This is a genomic window from Bacillus sp. V26, from assembly GCF_034296245.1.
Taxonomy (GTDB): Bacteria; Bacillota; Bacilli; order Bacillales; family Bacillaceae; genus Bacillus; species Bacillus halotolerans.
Genome location: NZ_JAXKQF010000002.1, coordinates 376446 through 397986, shown reverse-complemented (window position 1 = coordinate 397986; position 21541 = coordinate 376446). Strand labels below are relative to the sequence as shown.

Below are 21541 nucleotides of genomic sequence, written 5' to 3'. Positions count from 1 at the left end.
CTATAGTGTAGGGAAATTTCGGCCTCCGAGTTCTAGGATATCAAAGTAATTTTTACTAATGGACGTATCATCAACAATATACCGAGTTTCTGTACCTGTGTACCCCACATAAACGTAGATTTCCACATAATCACCCGCATTAAGCGATACCGCAACCGATCCTGTAACAGTTACATAAAATTCTTTTGAATCACTATTATCTTTAGGAGCTGGCGTTCTAAACTGATTCATTAATTTATATTGCGAACCATTCACATACGTATACAACTCAAAATTGGAATACTGTAATGTATTTTGAAAATATAAGCTGGCATTAACCAAATACATACCAGCGTGACTTGCTACAAATCTACTGTTAGATGGATCATACAGGTTATTGCTATCCTTCAGTACATTTTTAAATAATATTTTATTTTGTTCCCCTTTATTCAGCGCTTGTTTACCTGTTGTTTTTGCAATCATATGCCCGAAACCAGAGATTTTTTCCCAAGGAGTCCATCCTGAACCAGACCACCAGTGACGTATCCAAGTTCCGGTATTGTTTGCATATACACTTGTTTCATTACCTGTGCCATAAAAATATTGTGTAAAACGATAATTACTATATTTTTCATTTTTCACAATTCCATAGCCTAGCGGATAACCTGTTGTATTTCCTTGGCCAATATCCATAAAGGTAAGTCCTGGCGGATAAGATTCTCCACCAGTTCTTGCGTCTTGAATTGCATTAGAACCTGTAAGAATGGTTAGTTTCTGATTTGAGTAGTTTGTATCTACATAGTTTTTTGCATCAGTTAAGGATTTATCAACCTTTGTTTGAGCACCGCTTTCAGTTTCAACTTTATTCCATCCTTGCCAATCCAAATTAGCACCAAGATAATTTGTAAACATGTTATTCCTATAATCAATAGCGACTACGTACCCAAAAGTTCCATTCCCATCACTATCAGTAGCTGTAAAATGAAAAAATCCTCTTGTAGATAATGCAGAAGGTGCATTAGTCGGTTTTCCAGTAGAATAAAAAGTTCCAAACTTCTCTCCAGTTTGAACAATTTTACTTAGGAAATCATCTGCGTCACCTATTGAAACTAGAACCCCGCCCGTATCGTTCGTAATTTTAGACAACTGACCAGCATTCCATTTGTTCCGTTCCTCTGTCGTAATATGAGCTGTTGAGTCCTTGGCATGATTAGATACTTTAGACTGTGCTCCCACAGTTGTTTCTAGTTCTGTCCACTCAGACCAGTTCCCTCCAGATATTGTCTTTCGATAAGTTTTATTTGTATTATCAAAAGCAATAATCTGGCCGTAATTTCCGGTAGCATTAACTGTCCATATGCCTCTAACTGCAGTACCAGGACCATTCACTGTATTAGAAGCAGACGTAAAATGAACCATTCCAGTATTCTTTGGTACAATTTCATGAAAATCATCGGTTTCATTTAAGTATAGTTTTCCTTGACCATTATCCGCTGTTATTTTAAAAAGCTGGCTGTTGTTCCATTTATCCTTCTCCGCTTGTGTTACGTGTATATCCGACTTGGCGGCATGAGCGTTCACCTTTGTTTGAGCACCATTTGTTGTCTCCAATTCAATCCAATCTGACCAGTTGCCATTTGATAACGTTTTGCGATAGGTTCTATTATCATTTGTCATCACAATAACATGCCCATATAACTTACTATCACTGCAAGTCCAAAATCCCCTTCCTGATCCACCCGGAGAATTTAAAGGTGAGCCACTGTAAGAAAAATAAGTCAATGTAGGATAGTTCAACAGTTCCGTATGGAAATCACTCGTGATATTGAACATAGGTTGTCCATTATCATTTGTAATCTTAGATAACTGTCCACTGTTCCATTTCACCCTCTCTTCCTCTGTAATATGCCGCACCTGATCTTGCTCATGCTGGTCAAAATCCTTCTTTGCCGCCTGCTGCACATTATCCACATTCCCCAGCCCGACTTGCGCCTTTGTTGTGTTGTGGGGGTTGTTCATGTCGTTTTTGTGGGCGGCCAGGTCTGTGTGGGCGTCTTTTATTCCTTTTTCCCAGCGGTTGACGTCATCTTCGTTGATGGGATCGTCCGGGAGCCAGTCTGTTTTTTCTTCGTATGCCATGTTTACACCACCTCAAAAGTAAATCTGAAATCGAGTGTTCTGTTTTCGCTGACGTCCAGGTCTGTTTTTCTTTCTGTAATGACATTGCCCAGTTCGTCAAAAATTTGTACCGTTTCGATATGTTTAATATCTTCCTCACGTTTTGTCAGAACGGTCACTGTTGCTCCTTCAATGGTGAGCTCCACTATTTCTGTTTCTTGTCCGTTAAGTAGCACGTGATGAATCCTGCTTTTCAGATCGGCAGCTGTACGTTCTCTGTATATGGTTGAAATCAAGTTAAGACCACCTCATTATTGTTAAGGGTGACAGAATAACCGACCTTCAGCTCACTGGCTGTTCGGTATCTTCGGTGATTCATGATGACTGTGTCCTTTATTTGGAGCGTCTCATTTAATCCGCCTCTGAGCGTATACGCCAGATGTGCCGGCTTCATATTTTCCAGTGTTTCGATCAGCTCATTCATGTGCTGGAGATCATCAATATTGACGTCTACATTAAAGCGGTATTCACCGGGCAGCAGGCGGACTTGTGCCGACGGTTTTTTTAAGAAACGGTTCACCGCTTGCTCAATGGCCCGGTATGTGATCGGCGGAATGTTCGACATTTTTGAAATGAGCCTCAATCGTCTGATTTCATCGGTGTCTCCCGATTCCCGCGGCACGTTTAAAATCTTTTCCCAGCGGCTAAGCCCCCATGTTGCTGTTGGCACAAATAACTGGTCTGTCAGATCAAATATGCTGTTATTTTGCTGATCAAACTCAGGTGCTTCCGCTTTCAGCAGCTCCGACATTTCTTTTAAGCTTGTGAGAAACGGCGGCAGATATGAAATCATGTCATCTTGTTTGCTCAATGATCTTCACCTGCCCAAGCTTAGGGATTTCTACGTCGCTCAGCACTAAATTTTCGGAAGTGCTGTTGATTTTAATATTTGAATAATCACTGACAGACGGCGAATTATAGACGATGTTATTAATTTGAGAAAGGCGGATAATGTTATCTTCGAATGCCATTTTCTTAAAGAGATTTAAAACGCCTTCTTGAATTTCTGTCTTTACTTCATCAATCGGGTGATTGACTTCTGGAAGCACCTCGGCTGAAATCTCAACTTCCTTCCAGACCGCGCTTTCCACTGTGACAACGGCTCCGATTGGCGCCTGCCCCTCGCCCTGACCGGGCTCAGGGTCAATATAGTCTTTCACTTTTTGAATTAAGATTTCAGAAGCCGGTTCAAGGTTGGCATTCGTGACGACAATTTTAACCGTCCCGTCTCCGTTCCAAAGCGGAAAGATCTTTGCTTTTCCAACCCCGTCCACTTCTTCAGCCCACTCTTTATAATGCATTTTATTGGCGCTGACAGCCTCACGCCGAACCCTCGTAAAATACCGTTCTCTTAAGCTGTCGTCTCCTTCTTCTTCACGCCCCGGAATCAGAATCTCTTTGACAATCGCTTTTTCCAATCCCGGGATGGTATCCAGTGACAGTAAATTGCGTCCTGTCAGATTGGCATTTCCTGCTTCTCCCGGCGTTTCACAGACAAGCGTCCCGTCTCCTGTATATTGAAAATAAAGATTGTCCACATAGAAGCGGGAGCCTTCAGGAATTCTAACGCCAGCTGTGAACTCCCCTGCTCTCACGGCCTTTGTGGCAGCTGTCCGTTCAATCCCCGCTTCCGCAGCGCGCCGGTCCAAAAACTCTCCTTGCGCAGTATCAGAAAACACAAGCTCAAGCACGGTATCAAGCCATATATACGACTTCGCAAGCTCGGCTGCCGCTGGGGCTAATGCGTTATAAATAACACTGCCTTCTCTCGTGTCAATATCTGCGGAGATGCTGTTCAGCATACGCTCCATAATATCTTCAAAGGTCTGATCCTCAAACATCTTCGCCAATCACCTCCTCAATCTCAAGCGATCCTTCATCTGTCTCGACTACAAAGGAAACATGAAACGCATCGCCTTGTTTTTCTATCTCAAAGTCTGTTACAGCGGAAATCCGGTCATCATAAACAAGTGCCTCTTCTATGAGCCTTGGAATCTCCATTTTTTTGTATGCATCAGTCGTCTCATGATCTGTAAGCACGTCCTGAAGCTCATTTCCGACATTATGGCTGTAAACTGAATACGCATATCGTTCAGTTTGTAAGGCGATATACACAAACTGTCTGATTGCTTCAAGCCCGGTAATCAGCTCATTTGTAATTCTTCCGTTTTCAAAATCTATTTTGTAGGTTTGCGAGGTTTCAATGACTTCGCCGTCATCTTCAATATCCTCAAACTCCACTTCTGGTGTCAGGGCCATGATGCCCACTCCTTTATACATGCTAAATAAAAAACCACTTCGTCCGAAGCGGTTTTGTTTACAGTTTATCTAAAATATAAAACGATTGCCCGCCTGTCAGGGCTGCAGTCATGACGCGATCCCCCAGCTCGAGTGCATCATCTCCTCCGGACTGCATCCGTTTTGGGATGATGAGAGCGTCAGCCGGTATAATCAGTTTGCTGTTTTCTTTTAATTTGATTTCAACAGGAGAAACCGAAACCACCTCAGCTGGGAGCAGCTCCACCGGAGATTCAGCATCAACCGCACCGACGGCCAAATGTTTGATGGCTTCACTCAGTCTCATCAGGAAACCCCTTCCGGCATCGTATTCTTTTCGACAACATCAATGGTCATCGTATGTTTCGTTCCTTTAAACTCATGCCGGTCTGTATCTACCCAGTAGGTTTTCTTAATCCCGGCCTCCGGAATGGATATATAGACAGGCAAGCCGCTCTGCACTTCTGGAATGCCGATGGCCTGAATATTTTTCAGTTCTTTTTTTACGCCCTTTTTTTCAGCAAGGCGTACGTCAGCCCTCTGCTGAAGCTGCGCCTGGTTAATTTCGTCCGTTACGGTCTCCGTATATTGAAGCACGCCGTATTTGTTTAAGCCTGAACTGTCCTTCGCAGACGCTTTATACGTCTTATTATCCTTCTGGCGGCGCAGCACGACTCGTGTAGCGGTATCATTTATAGACGTGCTGTATTGGTAGCCCGTAATATTGACGCCGGTTTCCAGCACCCATATCTCAGACGGATCTGGCCAAGCGCGCAGACCCAGCTTTCCTTTTTCCGAATACAGCTGATAATTCCGGCCCGTCTGGCTCTTTGTTTGTTTTAAAGCCTTCAATATGATGTCGTACAGGCTCGTATCATTTTTAATCACAAGGCTTTTGATCGTATGACTTGTGTTCGCAATAGAGGTTGTCGGAATTTGAAAATCATTGGCGATCCTCCTGATCATCTGGTCAGCACGCTGATTGGAAAACACGTACACATCCTGATTTTTGACCAGATATTGCAGCATATCGTACGCACTGAAGGCAAGCGTATGTTCATCAGGCGTTCGGGCGAAGACGATCCCGCGGAAAAGCTCTTTTCCCTTCCACTTAAACAAGACGGTATCTCCTTCTGTGACGCTGTAATATTTCTGGTCGCCCTGTTTAATGACGATGGTCGCTTCTATGGAGCGCGGCGCTTGATATCGGTGCCCCTCCAGCGACACGCTTTCCGCTACCAGCTCAAGCCATTCTGTATCTTTAATGACGAACAATTCTATCATCATACATCACCTGCTTCATTGCGGTATCTTTAATTTTTGACCGGGAAAAATCCAGTGGCCCGGCTGCCTGATATTTCGTTTGCTTCGCTTGATCATCGCTGTTTTATTGGCGTTCCAAATTTTGCGCCATTGCGTGCTGTTCCCGTAAAATCTGCCGGCAATGTCCCAAAGCGTGTCTCCCTTTTTTACTGTATAGGTTTTCGGAGAGGCCTTTGACGGACGTTTTGCCTTTGTTTTTTTCTTTTGCTTGATTTTTCGGGGGGAAGCGGTTTTGTATTCTTTCAGTACAATATCAAAATCCCTATCTCCTATCTCTTTGTCTCCTTCACTGTATTTAAAGCTTTCGATGCTGCATGTCATATTTATTTTTGTTCCCGTAATTAAAAATTGAACAGGCTTTTTAGCCTTCATCCATTTTTCAATTTTAACAACGGCGTTCTCTGGAGAAGGGATATTCTGATATTCAGCTATCGGGCTATACTTTTTTGGAAAAAAAGAAGAAAAAGAGATTTCTTTAGCTCCGGGCTCTTCAATAAATGTGATTTCACCCAGCCCTGTTATTTTTACTGAGTCATTTTGTAAGCTATTAGATACGTCAATTGTCTCTGGAAGAACGGGAAATCGCAGCTTTTCCTTCCCCTGTGATATCCAAAATTCATAGACAGACTTAGTCAAAAGCCACGACCCCCTTTGTTCCGGTATTAATGTCTTTTTGTAATTCATCAAGTAATGCTTGCCTGATTTTAGCTACTAGACTGTCTGTATCCTGTCCGTTATGAAAATGCTGGTCGCCATTGAATTCAATCTTTATTTCTTTCGTTCCGGCTGTTTGTACCGTTTGCCGGGATCCGGAAGTAACGGCTGCTGATACTTGTCCTGATGAAAGCTCAGACTGCTGAGTTTGTGATGGATCTGTTACTTCCATTCCTAAAGCTTGGGCTGCTCTCTGAAGGAGGTAACGGCCGCGTATGCCCCGCTCCTCCGGAATGATCCATTCACGTTTATTTCCTTCCCCGACACGGGCGATTTGTTCTTTTGTGATCAGTCCGCCGTTGGCATAACCGACATAGGGACCGCCACGTTTCAGACTTTTAATGCCAGGTACATTATCAATTGAGCCGTATCTGCTTTTGATATAGCCGATAGCGGCAGCAGCGTTGTGAATCGGATTTCTAATGTTACCCATGCCCGGTGCTTTATGAGCATTAAATGTGGTCGGGACTGTCTGCATGAGTCCTTGTGATGGATTTCCCGCCTTCGCGTTGCTATCCCACAGGTTAATAGAGTTCGGGTTGCCTCCTGATTCATACTGAGCAATCGTCATCAATCCTGGAAGCCAGCTTAATGGTGTCTTTGTGGCCATCATTGCAGCCATAAGCCACTGCTTCACATTTCCCCCTACTGCACCCATTCCGGAATAAGCAGCTGCCAGTGAACCGGCTTGCTTTTCAGCGTATTTTTTCACATCGACAGAATCCAATCCTTTTACTACACCGACAGATGCAAAACGACCGAGACTCATCATAACTCGAGAAGGCGAATGGATATCTAATTCTTCACGGAAAGCCTTCTCAACTTTTTTCGCGAGTTCTTTGGCGGCTTCATGGACTTCACTTGCCTTTGAAGTCATACCCGAAACAAAATTCCCGATCATGCCGCTACCCCAGCCGTTTGATGATTCTTTAGATCGCAAAAACGGCTTATTCACATGTGTATTTACATATTGATCGGTACCGGTTTGGGAACTATTTTGTCCTGAAGCAAACCCTTTGATTGTACTGCTTCCCCATGATGAAGATTTGTTTACAGTAGCTTGGAACGGTGTTTTGACTTTTGATTGTAAAAAGCCGTCTGTTCCGGTTGCTGTGCTGTTTTGCCCCTTAGCATAGCCGCTTACCATCTGTTTTCCGTAATTTGGTGAAGAAGAAATCATTTGTGTAAATGGCGTATTGATGTTTTTCTTTTTCCAATCTTCCATTTTGACCGGCTGATTGCTGATGCCTTTACCAAAGCCTTCTGAAAATTGCTTTCCGAGTGTGGACGCTTGCCCTGTCAGACTTGCAGTGTCCATTGATGGAGAGGCTGATCCTGATAACGGACTGGCAGCTGCTCCTCTTGAAACAGATACCGGGCTTCCAGCAGAAGACGAAGCGGTTCCCATATCGTCTACGACTTGCATACCAAGTTTAGACGCCGCTTGTGAGAGAAGCATTTTACCTCTGCCTCGGTTATTATCAACTGGTATAACGAATTCCTTGCCGGCTTCACCGATCCATGAGATGGTTGGTTTTGTGATGTAGCCGCCTGTGGCATGTTTATCAGTTTTAGTTTTTTCTCCTTTATAGTCATCCGGGTCTCCTCCGCCAGTTACGAAGTTGACAATGCTTGAGACAACGCCGCCTGCTTTATCCCAAATTTTCTTTACCCAGCCAAACGCTTTAGAAAAAGCATCCGAAACTGTTTCTCCAACCTTAGTAAGAGGTTCTTGAATATTCTTTTTAAACCAGCCGCTCAGACCCTTCCAAATGTTCTTGACCGTATCTAAAGCTTTTTGGAAAGCATCAGATATTCCCTTGCCTACATCTAAGACTGTATTTTTAACTGGGTTCCAAACTGTATCCATGAACCATCCTGATACTGTACTGAAAACACTCTTAATCTTATCCCAAGCGCCCGTCATTTTATCCCAGATAGTGGTTGCCGCTCCGATAACAGCCGATTTGACTGGCTCCCATACATTGCTCATAAACCATGAAGCAACTGCACTGAACACATTTTTAATCGTAGTCCATGCATTTACAATTTTAGACCATATCGCTGTAGCCACACCGACAACCGCGGATGACACCGGTGTCCAAACATTATCCATAAACCATGTTGCGACGGTACTAAAGATTGTTTGTATGGTGGTCCATGCGTTTACAATATTTGACCATATACTTGTAGCCACGCCCACAACTGCGGATGACACTGGTGTCCAAACATTGTCCATAAACCATGTTGATACAGTTCCCCAAGTACCCTGAATGGCTGACCATGCATTTTGCGCACCCTCTGTAATGCTATTCCATGTATCATTTAGAGCGCCGGCATCAAATGCCTTCCCTAAACTTTCACCGCCGAAAGTGCCGGCAATTCCTCCTACAACACCGCCAATAGCGGTTCCGACTCCCGGCACAACGCTTCCAATAGCCGCTCCGGCAGCTGCTCCTGCTAAACCTCCGCCGGCTGAACCTACTTTTTCACCGGCATTATCCTTATTGATTCCGGCTAAGTCAGTAAGAGACAGAATTTCGCCTAATCCCGGTATTCCTTTTGCGGCTCCTTTTAAGCCCTTCAGTCCGCCCTTCAAACCTTTTGATTCTCCCAATGTTTTCAGAAGGCCTGAAAAACCTTTGCCTGATCCGCCTTTAGCTGCTTTTGCCGATTTAGGCGTATTCACAGGATTTGATTTATTGCCCTTGTTTGATGAACCGTTTCTATTTTTGACTTTTTTGCTTTTGCCTGTACTGATTCCGGCACAGCAGCATCCGCAAACCCCGCCCCATTTGCCGCCTGACTTCTTCGATTTAGAACCTGACGCTTTTTGATTCATAGAAGGTTTTTTAGTTCGGTTTGAGTTGTTTGAAGTTGAGTGATTTGTATTGGCTTTTGAGGCTTTTTGTTTGCCTTTGCTTCCGCTGGATTTGCCGCCAAGCAGTCCTCCAAAATCCAGATTCCCCAATTTTTCAGCAATGCCTTTTATAATCTTTTCAAAAAACTCTCCCGCTTTTTCAATAATTTTATCAGGGCTGAATTTCTCAAATTTTTTCGCGATTTTTGAGACAATATTATCAAAAAACTTTTCTGCTTTATTCGCAATTTTATCTGGGTTGAGGAAATTGAATTTTTCAGAGATTTTGTCAACAATATTTGTTACAAAGTCTTCTGCTTTAGTGAGAATCGCGTCCGGACTGAATTTACTTGCGATATCATCTACTTTTTTCATAAAGGAGTCTGTAAACTTGTCCAGTTCGTTAAAAATGGTTTCTGGGCTGAATTTGCTTACGACATCGTCCACTTTTTTCATAAAGGAATCTGCAAACTTATCCAGTTCGTTAAAAATGGTTTCTGGGCTGAATTTGCTTACGATATCGTCCACTTTTTTCATAAAGGAATCCGCAAACTTATCCAGTTCGTTAAAAATGGTTTCTGGGCTGAATTTGCTTACGATATCGTCTACTTTTTTCATAAAGGAATCCGTAAATTTGTCCAGTTGCTTAAAAATGGCTTCAGGACTGAATTTACTTGCAATATCGTCTACTTTTTTCATAAAGGAATCCGTAAATTTGTCCAGTTGCTTAAAAATAGATTCGGGACTGAATTTACTTGCGATTTTGTCCACTTTTCCCATAAACGATGTTGTGAACTTATCCAGCTCTGTCAAAATCGTTTCTGGGCTGAACTTTGTCGCGATCTCATCCACTTTTCCCATAAAGGAGCTTGTGAACTTATCCAGCTCTGTCAAAATCGTTTCCGGGCTGAACTTTGTCGCGATCTCATCCACTTTTCCCATAAAGGAGCTTGTGAACTTATCCAGCTCTGTCAAAATCGTCTTCGGACTAAACTTTACCGCAATTGCATCCACCTTACTCATAAACGATGTTGTGAACTTATCCAGCTCTGTCAAAATCGTTTCCGGACTAAACTTTGTCGCGATCTCATCTACTTTTCCCATGAAGGAGCTTGTGAACTTATCGAGCTCTGCTAAAATCGTCTCCGGACTAAACTTCTCAGCTAGTGCGGTCATTTTAGATGTAATGGATTCTGTGTATGATTCTAATTTTGAGGTGATCGATTCGGGTGTAAAATGTTCAAATTCCTTCAAGAAGGTACTTTTTAATTCCTCAATTGCATTGCTGATACCGGCTGTACCTTCACTGATAAACGAATCTAAAAGGCCTCCGCCTCCTGATTCTGCGGCTCCTCCAGATCCTGGATTCAACCCGTTGCAGCAACAGCCCGCATTTTCTGCCGGAGTTTTTTCTTCGGGACCGAACACTTTATCTAATAAAGCATAAAACTTATCATCAAGTATTTTTTCCGGATTAAACTTTTCAAATTTTTGGGTAACACGATCAATAACGGCTTCTTTATATTCAGTTACTTTTTCATCTAACTTTTCTTTGATCTTCTTTTTGCCTTCTTCAACGAGGCTTCCCCAAAAGGAACCGCCTTCTTTTCCCTCTCCCTTTTTGCTCTCTGCTTTCTTAGCTGATGGGGGAGCTGTTTTCTCAGCTGTCTTTAGTTTCCCAAAGCTATCCATTTTCTTCTGAAGTTCATCCAGCTTTTTTGATACCTGATCATTCAAAGTGAGATGAACTTGGTTATCTTTTTGTGTAAGTGCGTCAATGCCTGCTGAAATGCGGCCGACTGTTTTCATGACGTGATCAATCACACGTATCGTAACAGAGTAACCATTTTGAAGTGCGGTTTCCATATAACGCTGTATTTTTTGCACAGCCGGAGAAACTTGATCTTCTGCACTTAGCATAATCGTAAAACCTTTAAAACCCGCAACGAGCTCTCTTAATTGTTCAAACTTTTCTGTCGCTTGATCATTAGCGCCAATTTTAATAGATACCGATGACGGCAATCCCTGCAATTGAGTTTGAACCTTCTGAATGACAGTGCTGGCGTTATCCTCAGCTGAAATGGAAATCATTTGTGCGCCAAGCTTTTTCTTTATAGATTTTTGTATGCGGTCAATTGTCCTTAACACCGTTTTGCTTTCTTTTCGTATATCTATAGAGCTATTTCGCTGCGCTATTTTTCTATACTTTTCAAGCGCTCTAAACCCATTTTGTATCTTTCTTAACTTTTTGCTTACACGGTCTTCCATTTCAAATCTTGCTGTCAGCTTTGCCAATTACGATGCCCCTCCTTTCTTTGCTTGTTTTTCAAGGATATCCAGCTTATACCCAATCAGCCCATACAACAGCGCCTTAAAGTTTCTGGGCGCTTCATACAGTTCTAATAAATCTGATGGAGAATAATGAAGCTCGTGCATCGCAAAATAGAGATACACGGCTTCTTTATGCCCATCTTTTATTAGTTTTTTGCTTCTTCTTCCAGGTCTTCTAATTCATCTTCGAATCCATTAATCTCAATTGCTTTGTTGAGCCAGTTTGCGTATTCGCCTCCTACAGACAGGACACGTTTCGCTACTTCTACCGGGTCGGCCGTTTTGTAAGCTTCTCGAAGATCTTTTGAACGGAAGTCCGGATAGACTGTCGATTCCACTGCGATTCGGGCATAAAAGCGCTGGCTGTCTAAATCTTTTACACGGCCTCTGCCTTTTACATTTTTATAAGTTGTAGTTTCTTTCTCCAGTTCGTCAATGCGCTCTGTCGTGATCGCTTTGAAAATAAATGGTACGATATTTCCTTTTTTATCAACAAAACGTTTAGAGATCGGCACTTTGATTTCTTCGGCTTCGATTGTTTTTCCTGGCATAAAAAAGGAAAGATCATATACGTTTTCGTTCTTCTCGCTCATGTAAAAAACTCCCTTATCTTTAAATTGATTTCATCATTTAAAAACAGACCTTTCTGAGAAAGGTCTGTTTATGGCTTGTTCAGTTTTGATTAAAACGTGTCAGAAAGCTTTTCAGGCACGTCGAAGTCTTCAAATGTAAACGGAACTTCTTCCTCTAATGCTTCTGAATCGACATCGAGGCTGGCGATTTTTGCGGAATCGAAGTTTACGTCGTAAAGCGTGACTCTTTCCGTTCCTCTTCCGGAAGATTTATCATCTAACACAGCCTGCAGGGTGAAATAAGGATCGCTGCCTTTTTTGACGTAGTCCATCATGAGGATCACAAATTTTGAAGTGACTTTGTAGAACGTCGCTGTGCCTGTTCCGTTTGCGCCTGTTGTTTTATGGCCTGTCATGCGGCGGCCCATAATATTTACTTCAGACTTGTTTTTCTCCACATTTGCTTCAAATGTTTTGATATGCGCCATTTCTTCTCCATCGAGAAATAAGCGTCCTTCTTTACCTGAAATCGTGTTTTGTGCTTTTAATGCCATATTAGTTTACCTCCACATTAAAGTAGAATTTTTCTGCTGCGTCGACAGGCTGTACAGCGAGGTCGATCAAGAAGCCGTCACGGTCTTCATTCATTGAAATTGTGATATCTTGATCAGAATCAAAACCGGTAATGCCGCCCGCATCCTGAAGGGTTGTCATGTATTGCGTAATCATCGTTTTCACATACTGAAGCCCGTCTTCAGAGGCCGGGATGTCGCTTCCGCTTCCTTTTCTTGATTTCATTAATGCTTTCAGCTCGCGTGTTAAATCGTTATTGACTGCGTCGAGTACACGGACGATTTTGTTTTTCGCAAACTTCTTGTTTTTCTCAGCCGTAAACGTGACAAGTGAGTTAATGTCTTTTTCTACGCTTACCGATTTATCGCGGGCGTCAAACGTGAATAAAAATTCGCCTTTGCCTAAGCGCTCCACAATCGCGTCGTGGTCAAGGCGGTTTAAGACATCAACAGCGCCTTCATACTCCACAAATGTGAGAGATTGGTTAAAGGTTGCTCCCGCACTTGCGCCGGCTACCCACGCCGTCGCTTTGTCCGGTGTCACTTCTGTTCCGTCTTCCAGCAGCACGCCTTCTGTCACGTTGATGATGCCTTCATAGTCACCGCTGTAGTTGGCTGTTACCCCTTGGACTTTTTGCCCTTGACCGTCACGCAGACGCTTAATGAATGCGGCAAAGGTCGCCTTCAGCTGATCTCCTTCTGCAACCGGCAAAGCGATGACATCAAAGCTCTCCGTTTCAGCCGCAGCCAAGAAATCGGTATAGTCTGAGTTGACCGGCGCTTTATCCGTACCGCCGGATAAACGGATTCCCGCAGATGCGTTCAGCGTCTCGGCAGCCGTGTCTCCCTCTGATCCAGTCAGCGGAATTGAAGAGGAAAGATCTCCTGTTCCGGTAAATGTCACATAGCCGTTTGCTGTTAATTCTTCAGCTTTTTTGACAGTCTGTTTATCCACTTCTGATTCATCCATATACGTTGTGACATCAAATGACGCTGCATCCAGTACATTTTCATTAATGCGGATGATGATGTCATTCCCTTTTGATCCGCCGTATAAAGCAGTCGCTTTAACGCCTTCGGCAATATCGGCAGATGCTCTGACGCCTTCAGTGAGGCGGTACAGCAATACCGTTTTCGCGTTTTTCTTCGCTTCACGCAACAGTAATAAAGATGGATCGTCGATGCTGAGACCCACTTTTTTGTTTAAATCCTCCACGCTTGAAATGGAGACAAATGTTTTCGCTTCGCCCCAGCTTGATGCGACCGGAAGTGCGACCGTCCCCCGTTCACCAAGTGACACCCGTTCCTGTGCCGTCGTTTTAAAATTGAAATAAATGCCTGCACGATCCTTTTCTTTTCCTGCTGTAAATGTTCCGCCATTCATTATTGCATGACCTCCTTAGTTAAAAATGTTTGTATCAATTGACTTGCCTCTGATTTTGTCAGGCGTGTTTTGTCCACACCAAATAAAGCCCCCTGAAGGATCTCCGGCTTAACGCCGAACAGTTCCTTTGCGTGCTTGATCAAATCCGCTGTATCAAAAAGAGCTTCCCGGCTCTCTGTATGTACAGCCTTCGCTTGTTTCTGCTTTGCCACCGCTATTTCACCCCGCTGTTCATATCGATATCCTGTAAGACAGGCTGTTCTGTTTTGTGATAATAATATCGGCTGCTCCACCTGATCACCATGACCGCCTCGCCCCTGTCTCCCACCCTTGTCTCAATTCGGGTGATGCGAAGCATATCCCCTGTCTCCTCACCGGATTCACTGAGCAGCGGTATCATATTTCTCGCTTCTCTGATGGCATCCGCGAGCCTGTCCGCTTCATCCAGCGCCTGCACGGAGTCAAGATGAAACAGCTTCACATTGAGACTGTAGGTTTTTTTAAACGTGGAGACTGTATCTGTTTCTTCAAAAACAGATGGCGCAGGGACATATAAAGACGGCACTTGAAACTGATCAGGCAGCTCGCTTTCATAAATGGGAACAGACCACTGGCTGTACAAAAAAGCCATGATCGATCCTGTTTCGCTGTTCATCCCGCTCCTCCTTTACATCTTTTTCAGCCACTGGTGCAATTTATGTTCCATTGATTTTGCAAACAGCTGTTCATATAGAAGCAGTGCATGCTCCCAATAGCTCGTGCCGGGTATCCATTTTTTCTTGAGTGCCATGCCTGTGGAAGAAGCCGGATCATAGATAAACCGTGAGCCTTGAAAATGCCCCGGCACCCATCTCACATCGTCCGCTTTCGACGTCCAGTGGCCGTCATTGAGAAAAGAAGCATATTCAAGCTGGGTCCCGACCTCAAGTGAGAGTCCGCCGCTTTGTATCTTCCAGAGGTTGTCCTCTGAGCCTTTCTGAAAGGAGCTGAGCAGTTTTTCTGTATCTATCGTTTGCGTGCTGATGAGTTCAGATTGTACGATCTCCAAAAAATCTTGCCCGCACTCTTCAAGCCACCGGGACGCCTCGCGAGAAAAACCGCCGGATGCCTCTTCCTTTAACGATGCGTTCAGCTGTTTAAGTCCCGCTATCTTCATAGACTTTCATCTCTGACAGCGATGACTTCCCAATGATGGTGTCTGATCTTTTTTGGCAGCTTCAGAATATAGCTGTTGTGTTGCCAAATGATTTTGTCGTTCATCCGGATATCCGCAGAGAATGGAAAATGGACAAGAAAGCTGTGATACACGGTTTGATCAGGCTCCTCCTGAATCAGCTGCTGCGTTTTTTCTGTAAAGTAGCAAGGGACATTTTCTTCATCAGGTGTATTCGGATATGAAAATACCGGCTGAAGCTTGTCCGCCGGAATTCCGAATCGTCCCGCCGGCGGCAGCTGCGCTGTTTCATGATAAATATCACAGCGATGGATCAGCATCTGCTGATAACTCATAACGACCGCACCTTCAATCTGGCGGACTCCGGGACATAGTCCGGTGCGATAAACTCTTCCAACAGATGATACACATCGGGCTTTTGAATGCCGGCTTCACCGGAAACCGTGTAGGAGTAATCCCCCATTTTCTCAGACTGATAGCTTGATGCGGCTGATTCGTCGCTGTTTACTAGGGCAAAGTATTGGGCGAGCTTCAGCAAAGCTAATCTCGCCTTTTCAGGGAGCGGGTCGTAGATGCTGTCTGTAAAGCTGTGCCCTGTAATGAGGGCCGCTTCCGATTCCGCCTCGATGATATCCTGCGCCAGCAGTTCTTCCGGCCTGTTTTTCACCTGGTCATAGACCGAATAGGCGGCAACGTCCTTCGGTTCGATGAGCATATAAGCTGGCCACCCCATTTCAATTATTCTTTTACGTTAATTAATTTAGCGCAGGCATCCTCTTCCTCGAACTTGCTGTCCAGCTTCGCCGTTAAGACAATGATGAACTTACGGGAGCGGATATCCTTGTCGACTTCAATTCGAATATTGCGTGAGAAGCCGAGAATGATATTTTTCGGATGTGTCAGAATGATATCGGACGCATCATATTGCGCGTCTCCCTCTCCGACTGCGTACGGCTGGATATTGGATACCCCTTTTACCGGTACGCCGAATGCTGTGGACAAGCCGCCCTGAACAGCCTGGTCCCCAAGATTTGTCTGGCGGTCCGCCACGCGGTCCTTCCATTCAACTTCTAAGCCGTGCGACGTATAGAATCTGAATTCCTGAGGGATGCGCAAATATTTTGGCGGAACAGCCTTTAAGCCTTTTTTAAATGTCGCTCTCGACAGTTCTTCACCGTTCATATCGACGATGTGGGACACTGCTTGTTTACGGATGCCGTCCAGCTGTGCCAGGTAAGGATCTGCTGATGCAGTATCTCCGTTTACGATCAGCTCTTCAATATCAACTGCCGCCCGCTCTGCTAAAATTTGCATGATCGTTTGCTGCAGTCCGCCTTTTTCAATATTGTTTTCGAGCGTGTCGTACGTAATGTTAATTTCCGCAATGACTTCCTTTGTGTTCAGCTGGACAGTGCTTGTCGTCGGAACCGTCAGTTCGTCTGTTGTCAGCGCCTTTCCTTCTTGAGCCGCGCGCAAAATACGCTGGCCGAAACCGATTTTCTCAAATTTTTGCGAATCGTTTTCCATTTGAATCACGCGGGATTCACTGAAAATCGTCGGCGTGTTTTGCACCATGCGGATAAAAGCTGATGCTTGTGCAGGGTTCATGAGCCCGCCGCTTTTTAAAGCAGAAAGCGACATTTCCGCTTTCCGAATGATCTCTTGATTTCTCAATTGATTTCCTCCTCTTTGACTGGTTTACAGCAGTCCGCTCCAGATTGATTTTTTGACTTGCTCTGTATTGCCGGCCGCATCGGCCGCCGTCTGTTTAGAGGCTCCCCGAGCTTTTTCCAAGGCTTCAATGCGTTCGATCAGCGGGGCAATCATGTCCTCAACGAGCTTCTTCAGGCGCTCGTCATCTCCCGTCTGCTCCGGTTTTTCCTCTGTTTCCGTGTTTTTTTCAATTGTCTCCAGCCGTTTGAGCAACGGATACAGCGCATGCTCGATTGATTCCCTCATGTCTTCTTTCCTCATTTCTTCAGTCTCCTTTCCGGTTTTGTCGGCCAGCAGCTGCTTAAACACGCTTAGAAATCCGGCTTTTTCAACCGGTTCTTCTTCATATACATCAGCAGTGCCCGCCATGCTGTAGCCGGTGATGATGCCGGCTTTGATTTGTTCCCACACCTCATCTGACGCTCTTGTCACAAGCACCCACGAGCCCTTTGTAATCCGTTTTGTTCCGATGATAAAATCATCGGGCGCCACATAGGATTCAACGACCACGCCTGTGCCGCCTTCAAAGCTGTGATTGATATCAATCTCCCGCGCGTCTGCAAGAAAGCCATGCGCCGCTTTTTCAATTTCTTCTGCGGTCATATAGTCGCCGTGGGCATCTGGAACATCAGGCTCATACACAATTCCGTATACAAGCTTTTGTTCATCCTGCTCGCTTTTCGTAAACAGCCGAACTTTTTTTTCAAATGACGGAGGTTCGGCTGACTTCGTAAAGAAAAATTCTGTCTGGTTTGCCGCCTTGTCCACATAGCTGACAAAGCTGATTTTGGCATTTTTCAATTCCCGCGCCACCTGCTTGATTCACCTCCCTTCAGGACGTTTTGATATCTTCGATGCTGTCCTTCAGCTCCTGCAGAAGTGCTGTCAGATTCGTCTTTTCAGCATCCTGTCCGGCAGGGCGTTTGTAAATGTCCTCCGGCCACTCCTCAAGCGTTTTGCCGAGCACCCGTCCGGCAAGGTCTCGTAAATCATTCGGCGAAACGGCTCCAGCTGTAATAAAAGGACCGAGCACTTTCGCAATCTCAAGCGGATCACGAAAGTCCGGTCCTTTTAATGTCAGCCTCACATCATGAAGATTCAGCTCCGGCAAAAGCAGTGTGTTCAATTTGTTGACAAGCGTTTTCCGCTCTGGCTGAAACACCTGCTCCTCCGTAATTTTTCTCGCTGTATCAGCCGTAGCCCGGTTGTATTCCTGAGCTTCTCCCGTATAAAGCGGCGGCAGACGGAAAGCAGAGCGCAGCTTATTTCTGCTTTTTTCATCATATTCAAGAAACAAGGCGTCGTTTTGGAGGATTTCCGCAAGGGATTTGATTTCCACAGAAACCGGCGTGATATCTTCACCGCCGTGCAGATCCTTCTCCTTCGCGATGCCTTCCGCCTCAATCAGAAGAAATTTATGGGCATTTTCCACACCTTCAAGGTCATTCATATACTCCTGCAGTTCCCGGTAAGAAGCTTCAGACAGCATCCCGTTTTCCACCGTAATCGCCGCGGGTACGTGACGCCCCTGCTTAAAGTACATAAAATTGAGCTCTTCCGCTTTCCGGGCGCCGTATAAATTGACGATATTGCCTACCCAGCGGGGCACGCCGTATACGCCGCTTCCGATTTTAAGATGAATCACTTCGTTTGCTTGGTGCTTTTCAGCCAGTGTGCTGACATATTCGCCCGTGCGCATGTCCAGTTTTCGAGGATCGCCGTATTCTTTGAAAAATACTTTTTTTCCATTGATCATCTGCACAAATTTCCGAAACCGTTTTTGCCTTTTGATTCTCTTCACTTTTCTGTTTTCTTCATACATAAAAGATACTTCGACAGGCTCGCCGGCTCCGCATACGCGCATATATTTCACATCCAAATATTCAATGCCGGCCGGTTTTCCCATCCCGTCGCGAAGCACTTCCATAAAGCCGTTTCCGGTTTTTTCCCTGTCTTCAATGGCATAGCCTAAAATCATTTCAGCAGATTCATCAAAGTGAAGGCATTTGTAAAAGGCTTCAAGTCTGGCCCAGTCTTTTTCCGCTTTTTTCTTTTTCGCCTGGTCGACATCAGTGGCGTTGACATCAAACGTGTACTCCACATCAAAACCAAAACCAGTAATATTCACTCTGTACGCATCAATGCATTGCTGAAGAATGGTTGAGTATTCAGCAATTGTTTTGAGCTCGGTGATATTGTAGGGCGGAGCGATGATATCCTCTCCGTACAAATCAGAAAAGTCGTCTTCATAAATTTGCTTTGTCTGAGGAGCAGATGCATTGGCTTTCAACACGGTTGCTCTGACTGTTTGATTGTGCGGCATTTATGACCTCCTCCTTTCTCGGTTCGGACGGATTCGTTTTTGCGCTGTTTCCTTCACATCTGCGACCTCATAATCATCAAGCGCATACCAAATAGCAGAAAGCGTATGCGGATCGATCGTGAATTCATCCTCAATCAGCGCACCGTTTTTATCTTTGGCATACGTCAGTGTCTTGAGCTCATAGATGACATTTTCACAGCGGTCCGAACAGAAAATTTTTTTGAAGCGTTTGACCTTTTTGGTGTATTGAAGCCTGGAGCCGGGAAACTTCCTGGCTCCGACCATCCGAAAACCCTGCTGGCGGAAATATTGAATGCTTTTCGGCTCAGCGGAGTCGGCTTTGATCATTTCCTGTGTTTTAACCAATTCCTGCAGCTCCTCAGCCGTCCTGTCATCTGTCATTTTGTTTTTATAATACTCCCAATAAATGTAGAGATATTTCTTATCAGGATCGACGGCGAGACGGACGACAGCATTGTAGGATTCTTCAAAACCAAAATCCATGCCTGTGCGAAGGATCGGCTGGCTGATGGCGGCAATACGTTCTTCGATACGGTCGTGCGGGAGCACCTCAAACTGCGGCAGCACCCTGATTCCATTGACGCCGAACCTGCCTTTACGGGCAATTCGGTATAAGTCAGGATCATATTCCTTCAGTCCGTCAAGCTGCTTGATATAGCTTTCGGGGAGGAAGAGGTTGTCGTTTGCCGTGGAATGATGGTAATACGTATCTCTCCTGACAAGTGTCCGCTTTTCGTAAAGCTCGCTGTCATCCAGCACAAACCGCTGATTGCGTTCATCCCGAAAAAAATGCCGGTACGTCCAATTGGAGGTGCCGACGGGATTGGTGGTGCAAATCATGTGCAGCTTCAGCTCAGGGTGGCGAAGACGGCCGATTAATTCCTTAAAGCCTTCATACTTCACCTCAGAGCACTCTTCAATCCATATTAAAGAAATGTTGTGAACAGATTTCAGCTTCGCCGGATTGTCCATTCCTTTGAACATGATCCGGCTGCCGTTTTGAAACCGCAGCTGAAGCGGGGAAGAAAGTGCTGCAGCTGCCTTCGTAAGACCAAGCTCTTCAATCACCTCTTCAAATAAAGCGAAGGTCGAATCCCGGTGGGTATCGAACACCTCGCGTACGACGAGCGCCGTCCGCTTTTCCTTCAACAGCTTTAACACGATTTTCAGCGCCGTATGATAGCTTTTTGATGAGCCGTAGCCGCCGACGAGGAACTGGTACGTCTGCTCCCAATTGAACACGTAATCTTCAAAATGAGGATTGATTTCTTTTACAATCATGCCTTGTCCTCTTTTCGTTTGATCATGATTTCAATTGGCTCGCGGCCGTCATCAGTTTTTTCCGCTTTTTGTTTCGCGAGCTTTAACTTCTCATTTTCTATTTTTTGTTTAAATTGATCCGGAAACAAATCAAAGTATAATGACAGCTTTTCAAGTGCTTTCATCTTATCGGCAAGCTTAATGGCGATGCCTTCCTTGCCGAGCTTTGCCTCCGTGACAATGGTGCCGTCAACGAGACCGGAGTCTTTGACGTCGACAAAGCTGATTTCCTTCATGATCGGGTTATCATCTTCATCAAACAGCGGTCCCGACTTTCCGACGGCCTGCACCTCTTTTTTGCCAAAGGTCACATAATCCGTGATATCGGCGAACGCGATTTTGACATATACCTGCAAAACGTCCATCGCTTCAATAAACACTTCATTCACCATTTCTTTTTTTATCCGCCTGATTTCAGCGGCAACCTTTTCATGCTTTAACAGCCTGCAGCCCGTCACATGGGCGCTGTCCGGAGAATAGCCCGCCTTGATCGCTGACTGTGTCGCATTGAAGCTTTTTACGTAGTACAGGCAGAACAGCCGCTGCCGTTCATTTAATTCATCGTTTTCTATGCGGCGCTGCTTATGTCCGTTTTCAGAAAACAAGGCTTCTTTCCATCCGTCCTGTTTTTTCCAGATGCCGATTGTTTTCGCCGAAACGCCGATTGTGTCTGCAATGGCCCGGTTTGTGATATTTCCCTGATGGTGCTGATAGATTGCTAATGCTTGTTCTCTCTGTTGTGTTTTCATGCTACGGCATCACCGCCACCTCCAGCATGGATTTCTATTCATAAAAGCGGC

General features: G+C 44.8%; 22 protein-coding genes and 1 pseudogene. All 23 read right to left on the bottom strand.

Translation table 11 applies throughout. The features are described from left to right. A complete protein-coding gene (locus tag UJ203_RS09385) occupies positions 1-2118 on the bottom strand; it encodes a terminase (RefSeq protein WP_415859185.1) in 2118 nt (705 codons plus the stop codon). 2 nt (positions 2119-2120) lie between these two features. Next, complete coding sequence (locus tag UJ203_RS09375; protein WP_283912934.1) at positions 2121-2393, bottom strand: hypothetical protein; 273 nt, start codon at positions 2391-2393, stop codon at positions 2121-2123. Beyond that, complete coding sequence (locus UJ203_RS09370; RefSeq protein ID WP_322010201.1) at positions 2390-2968, bottom strand: YmfQ family protein; 579 nt, start codon at positions 2966-2968, stop codon at positions 2390-2392. Before UJ203_RS09370 ends, UJ203_RS09375 begins: the two co-directional genes overlap by 4 nt. After that, the gene (locus UJ203_RS09365) at positions 2952-3998 is read right to left on the bottom strand and encodes a baseplate J/gp47 family protein (RefSeq protein ID WP_322010200.1); all 1047 of its coding nucleotides are present in this window, start codon (positions 3996-3998) and stop codon (positions 2952-2954) included. The genes UJ203_RS09370 and UJ203_RS09365 overlap by 17 nt, the downstream gene beginning before the upstream one ends. Then, positions 3991-4416 (bottom strand): DUF2634 domain-containing protein, encoded by a 426-nt coding sequence (locus UJ203_RS09360; protein ID WP_024121077.1) that lies wholly within the window; start codon positions 4414-4416, stop codon positions 3991-3993. Before UJ203_RS09360 ends, UJ203_RS09365 begins: the two co-directional genes overlap by 8 nt. Positions 4417-4474: 58 nt before the next feature. Beyond that, entirely contained in the window at positions 4475-4741 is a 267-nt protein-coding gene (locus UJ203_RS09355; protein WP_322010198.1) for a DUF2577 family protein, read from the bottom strand. Then, complete coding sequence (locus UJ203_RS09350; protein ID WP_322010637.1) at positions 4741-5718, bottom strand: phage portal protein; 978 nt, start codon at positions 5716-5718, stop codon at positions 4741-4743. Before UJ203_RS09350 ends, UJ203_RS09355 begins: the two co-directional genes overlap by 1 nt. A gap of 15 nt (positions 5719-5733) precedes the next feature. Beyond that, complete coding sequence (locus UJ203_RS09345; RefSeq protein WP_202852826.1) at positions 5734-6393, bottom strand: LysM peptidoglycan-binding domain-containing protein; 660 nt, start codon at positions 6391-6393, stop codon at positions 5734-5736. Beyond that, complete coding sequence (locus UJ203_RS09340; protein ID WP_322010195.1) at positions 6386-11626, bottom strand: transglycosylase SLT domain-containing protein; 5241 nt, start codon at positions 11624-11626, stop codon at positions 6386-6388. The genes UJ203_RS09345 and UJ203_RS09340 overlap by 8 nt, the downstream gene beginning before the upstream one ends. Next, entirely contained in the window at positions 11627-11767 is a 141-nt protein-coding gene (locus tag UJ203_RS09335; protein ID WP_095713546.1) for a hypothetical protein, read from the bottom strand. Positions 11768-11808: 41 nt separating this feature from the next. After that, positions 11809-12255, bottom strand: a complete 447-nt coding sequence (locus UJ203_RS09330) for a phage tail assembly chaperone (protein WP_014663652.1) — start codon at positions 12253-12255, stop codon at positions 11809-11811. An 89-nt stretch (positions 12256-12344) separates the two neighbouring features. After that, positions 12345-12788, bottom strand: a complete 444-nt coding sequence (locus tag UJ203_RS09325; RefSeq protein WP_003220592.1) for a phage tail tube protein — start codon at positions 12786-12788, stop codon at positions 12345-12347. 1 nt (position 12789) lies between these two features. Further along, a complete protein-coding gene (locus tag UJ203_RS09320; RefSeq protein WP_322010191.1) occupies positions 12790-14190 on the bottom strand; it encodes a phage tail sheath family protein in 1401 nt (466 codons plus the stop codon). Further along, positions 14190-14402 carry a hypothetical protein gene (locus tag UJ203_RS09315; RefSeq protein WP_059336109.1) on the bottom strand — a complete coding sequence of 71 codons (213 nt, stop codon included), beginning with the start codon at positions 14400-14402 and terminating at the stop codon, positions 14190-14192. Before UJ203_RS09315 ends, UJ203_RS09320 begins: the two co-directional genes overlap by 1 nt. A gap of 2 nt (positions 14403-14404) precedes the next feature. Beyond that, positions 14405-14845 carry a phage tail terminator family protein gene (locus UJ203_RS09310; RefSeq protein ID WP_322010188.1) on the bottom strand — a complete coding sequence of 147 codons (441 nt, stop codon included), beginning with the start codon at positions 14843-14845 and terminating at the stop codon, positions 14405-14407. Between the two features lie 12 nt (positions 14846-14857). Beyond that, a complete protein-coding gene (locus UJ203_RS09305; protein ID WP_322010186.1) occupies positions 14858-15346 on the bottom strand; it encodes an HK97 gp10 family phage protein in 489 nt (162 codons plus the stop codon). Continuing rightward, a complete protein-coding gene (locus tag UJ203_RS09300; RefSeq protein ID WP_322010184.1) occupies positions 15343-15699 on the bottom strand; it encodes a YqbH/XkdH family protein in 357 nt (118 codons plus the stop codon). Before UJ203_RS09300 ends, UJ203_RS09305 begins: the two co-directional genes overlap by 4 nt. Then, positions 15696-16079, bottom strand: a complete 384-nt coding sequence (locus UJ203_RS09295; RefSeq protein WP_322010183.1) for a DUF3199 family protein — start codon at positions 16077-16079, stop codon at positions 15696-15698. Before UJ203_RS09295 ends, UJ203_RS09300 begins: the two co-directional genes overlap by 4 nt. Before the next feature lie 23 nt (positions 16080-16102). Next, a pseudogene (locus UJ203_RS09290) lies at positions 16103-17041 on the bottom strand (phage major capsid protein); the annotation flags it as partial. Positions 17042-17062: 21 nt separating this feature from the next. Continuing rightward, positions 17063-17890 carry an XkdF-like putative serine protease domain-containing protein gene (locus UJ203_RS09285; protein WP_322010181.1) on the bottom strand — a complete coding sequence of 276 codons (828 nt, stop codon included), beginning with the start codon at positions 17888-17890 and terminating at the stop codon, positions 17063-17065. A 19-nt stretch (positions 17891-17909) separates the two neighbouring features. Continuing rightward, a complete protein-coding gene (locus UJ203_RS09280; protein WP_322010179.1) occupies positions 17910-19400 on the bottom strand; it encodes a phage portal protein in 1491 nt (496 codons plus the stop codon). Further along, positions 19401-20702, bottom strand: coding sequence for a PBSX family phage terminase large subunit (locus tag UJ203_RS09275; RefSeq protein WP_322010177.1), 1302 nt, complete (start codon positions 20700-20702; stop codon positions 19401-19403). Further along, entirely contained in the window at positions 20699-21490 is a 792-nt protein-coding gene (locus UJ203_RS09270) for a terminase small subunit (RefSeq protein WP_322010175.1), read from the bottom strand. Before UJ203_RS09270 ends, UJ203_RS09275 begins: the two co-directional genes overlap by 4 nt. Between the last annotated feature and the right edge of the window lie 51 nt (positions 21491-21541).

What these genes read in the sequence shown, in the direction of transcription:
- UJ203_RS09280 (WP_322010179.1), bottom strand. Translation starts at nt 19,400, where the DNA reads ATGCCGCACAATCAAACAGTCAGAGCAACCGTGTTGAAAGCCAATGCA.
- UJ203_RS09310 (WP_322010188.1), bottom strand. Translation starts at nt 14,845, where the DNA reads ATGAACAGCGAAACAGGATCGATCATGGCTTTTTTGTACAGCCAGTGG.
- UJ203_RS09305 (WP_322010186.1), bottom strand. Translation starts at nt 15,346, where the DNA reads ATGAAGATAGCGGGACTTAAACAGCTGAACGCATCGTTAAAGGAAGAG.
- UJ203_RS09325 (WP_003220592.1), bottom strand. Translation starts at nt 12,788, where the DNA reads ATGGCATTAAAAGCACAAAACACGATTTCAGGTAAAGAAGGACGCTTA.
- UJ203_RS09385 (WP_415859185.1), bottom strand. Translation starts at nt 2,118, where the DNA reads ATGGCATACGAAGAAAAAACAGACTGGCTCCCGGACGATCCCATCAAC.
- UJ203_RS09300 (WP_322010184.1), bottom strand. Translation starts at nt 15,699, where the DNA reads ATGAGTTATCAGCAGATGCTGATCCATCGCTGTGATATTTATCATGAA.
- UJ203_RS09355 (WP_322010198.1), bottom strand. Translation starts at nt 4,741, where the DNA reads ATGAGACTGAGTGAAGCCATCAAACATTTGGCCGTCGGTGCGGTTGAT.
- UJ203_RS09360 (WP_024121077.1), bottom strand. Translation starts at nt 4,416, where the DNA reads ATGGCCCTGACACCAGAAGTGGAGTTTGAGGATATTGAAGATGACGGC.
- UJ203_RS09330 (WP_014663652.1), bottom strand. Translation starts at nt 12,255, where the DNA reads ATGAGCGAGAAGAACGAAAACGTATATGATCTTTCCTTTTTTATGCCA.
- UJ203_RS09350 (WP_322010637.1), bottom strand. Translation starts at nt 5,718, where the DNA reads ATGATAGAATTGTTCGTCATTAAAGATACAGAATGGCTTGAGCTGGTA.
- UJ203_RS09320 (WP_322010191.1), bottom strand. Translation starts at nt 14,190, where the DNA reads ATGAATGGCGGAACATTTACAGCAGGAAAAGAAAAGGATCGTGCAGGC.
- UJ203_RS09335 (WP_095713546.1), bottom strand. Translation starts at nt 11,767, where the DNA reads ATGCACGAGCTTCATTATTCTCCATCAGATTTATTAGAACTGTATGAA.
- UJ203_RS09270 (WP_322010175.1), bottom strand. Translation starts at nt 21,490, where the DNA reads ATGAAAACACAACAGAGAGAACAAGCATTAGCAATCTATCAGCACCAT.
- UJ203_RS09275 (WP_322010177.1), bottom strand. Translation starts at nt 20,702, where the DNA reads ATGATTGTAAAAGAAATCAATCCTCATTTTGAAGATTACGTGTTCAAT.
- UJ203_RS09365 (WP_322010200.1), bottom strand. Translation starts at nt 3,998, where the DNA reads ATGTTTGAGGATCAGACCTTTGAAGATATTATGGAGCGTATGCTGAAC.
- UJ203_RS09295 (WP_322010183.1), bottom strand. Translation starts at nt 16,079, where the DNA reads ATGCTCATCGAACCGAAGGACGTTGCCGCCTATTCGGTCTATGACCAG.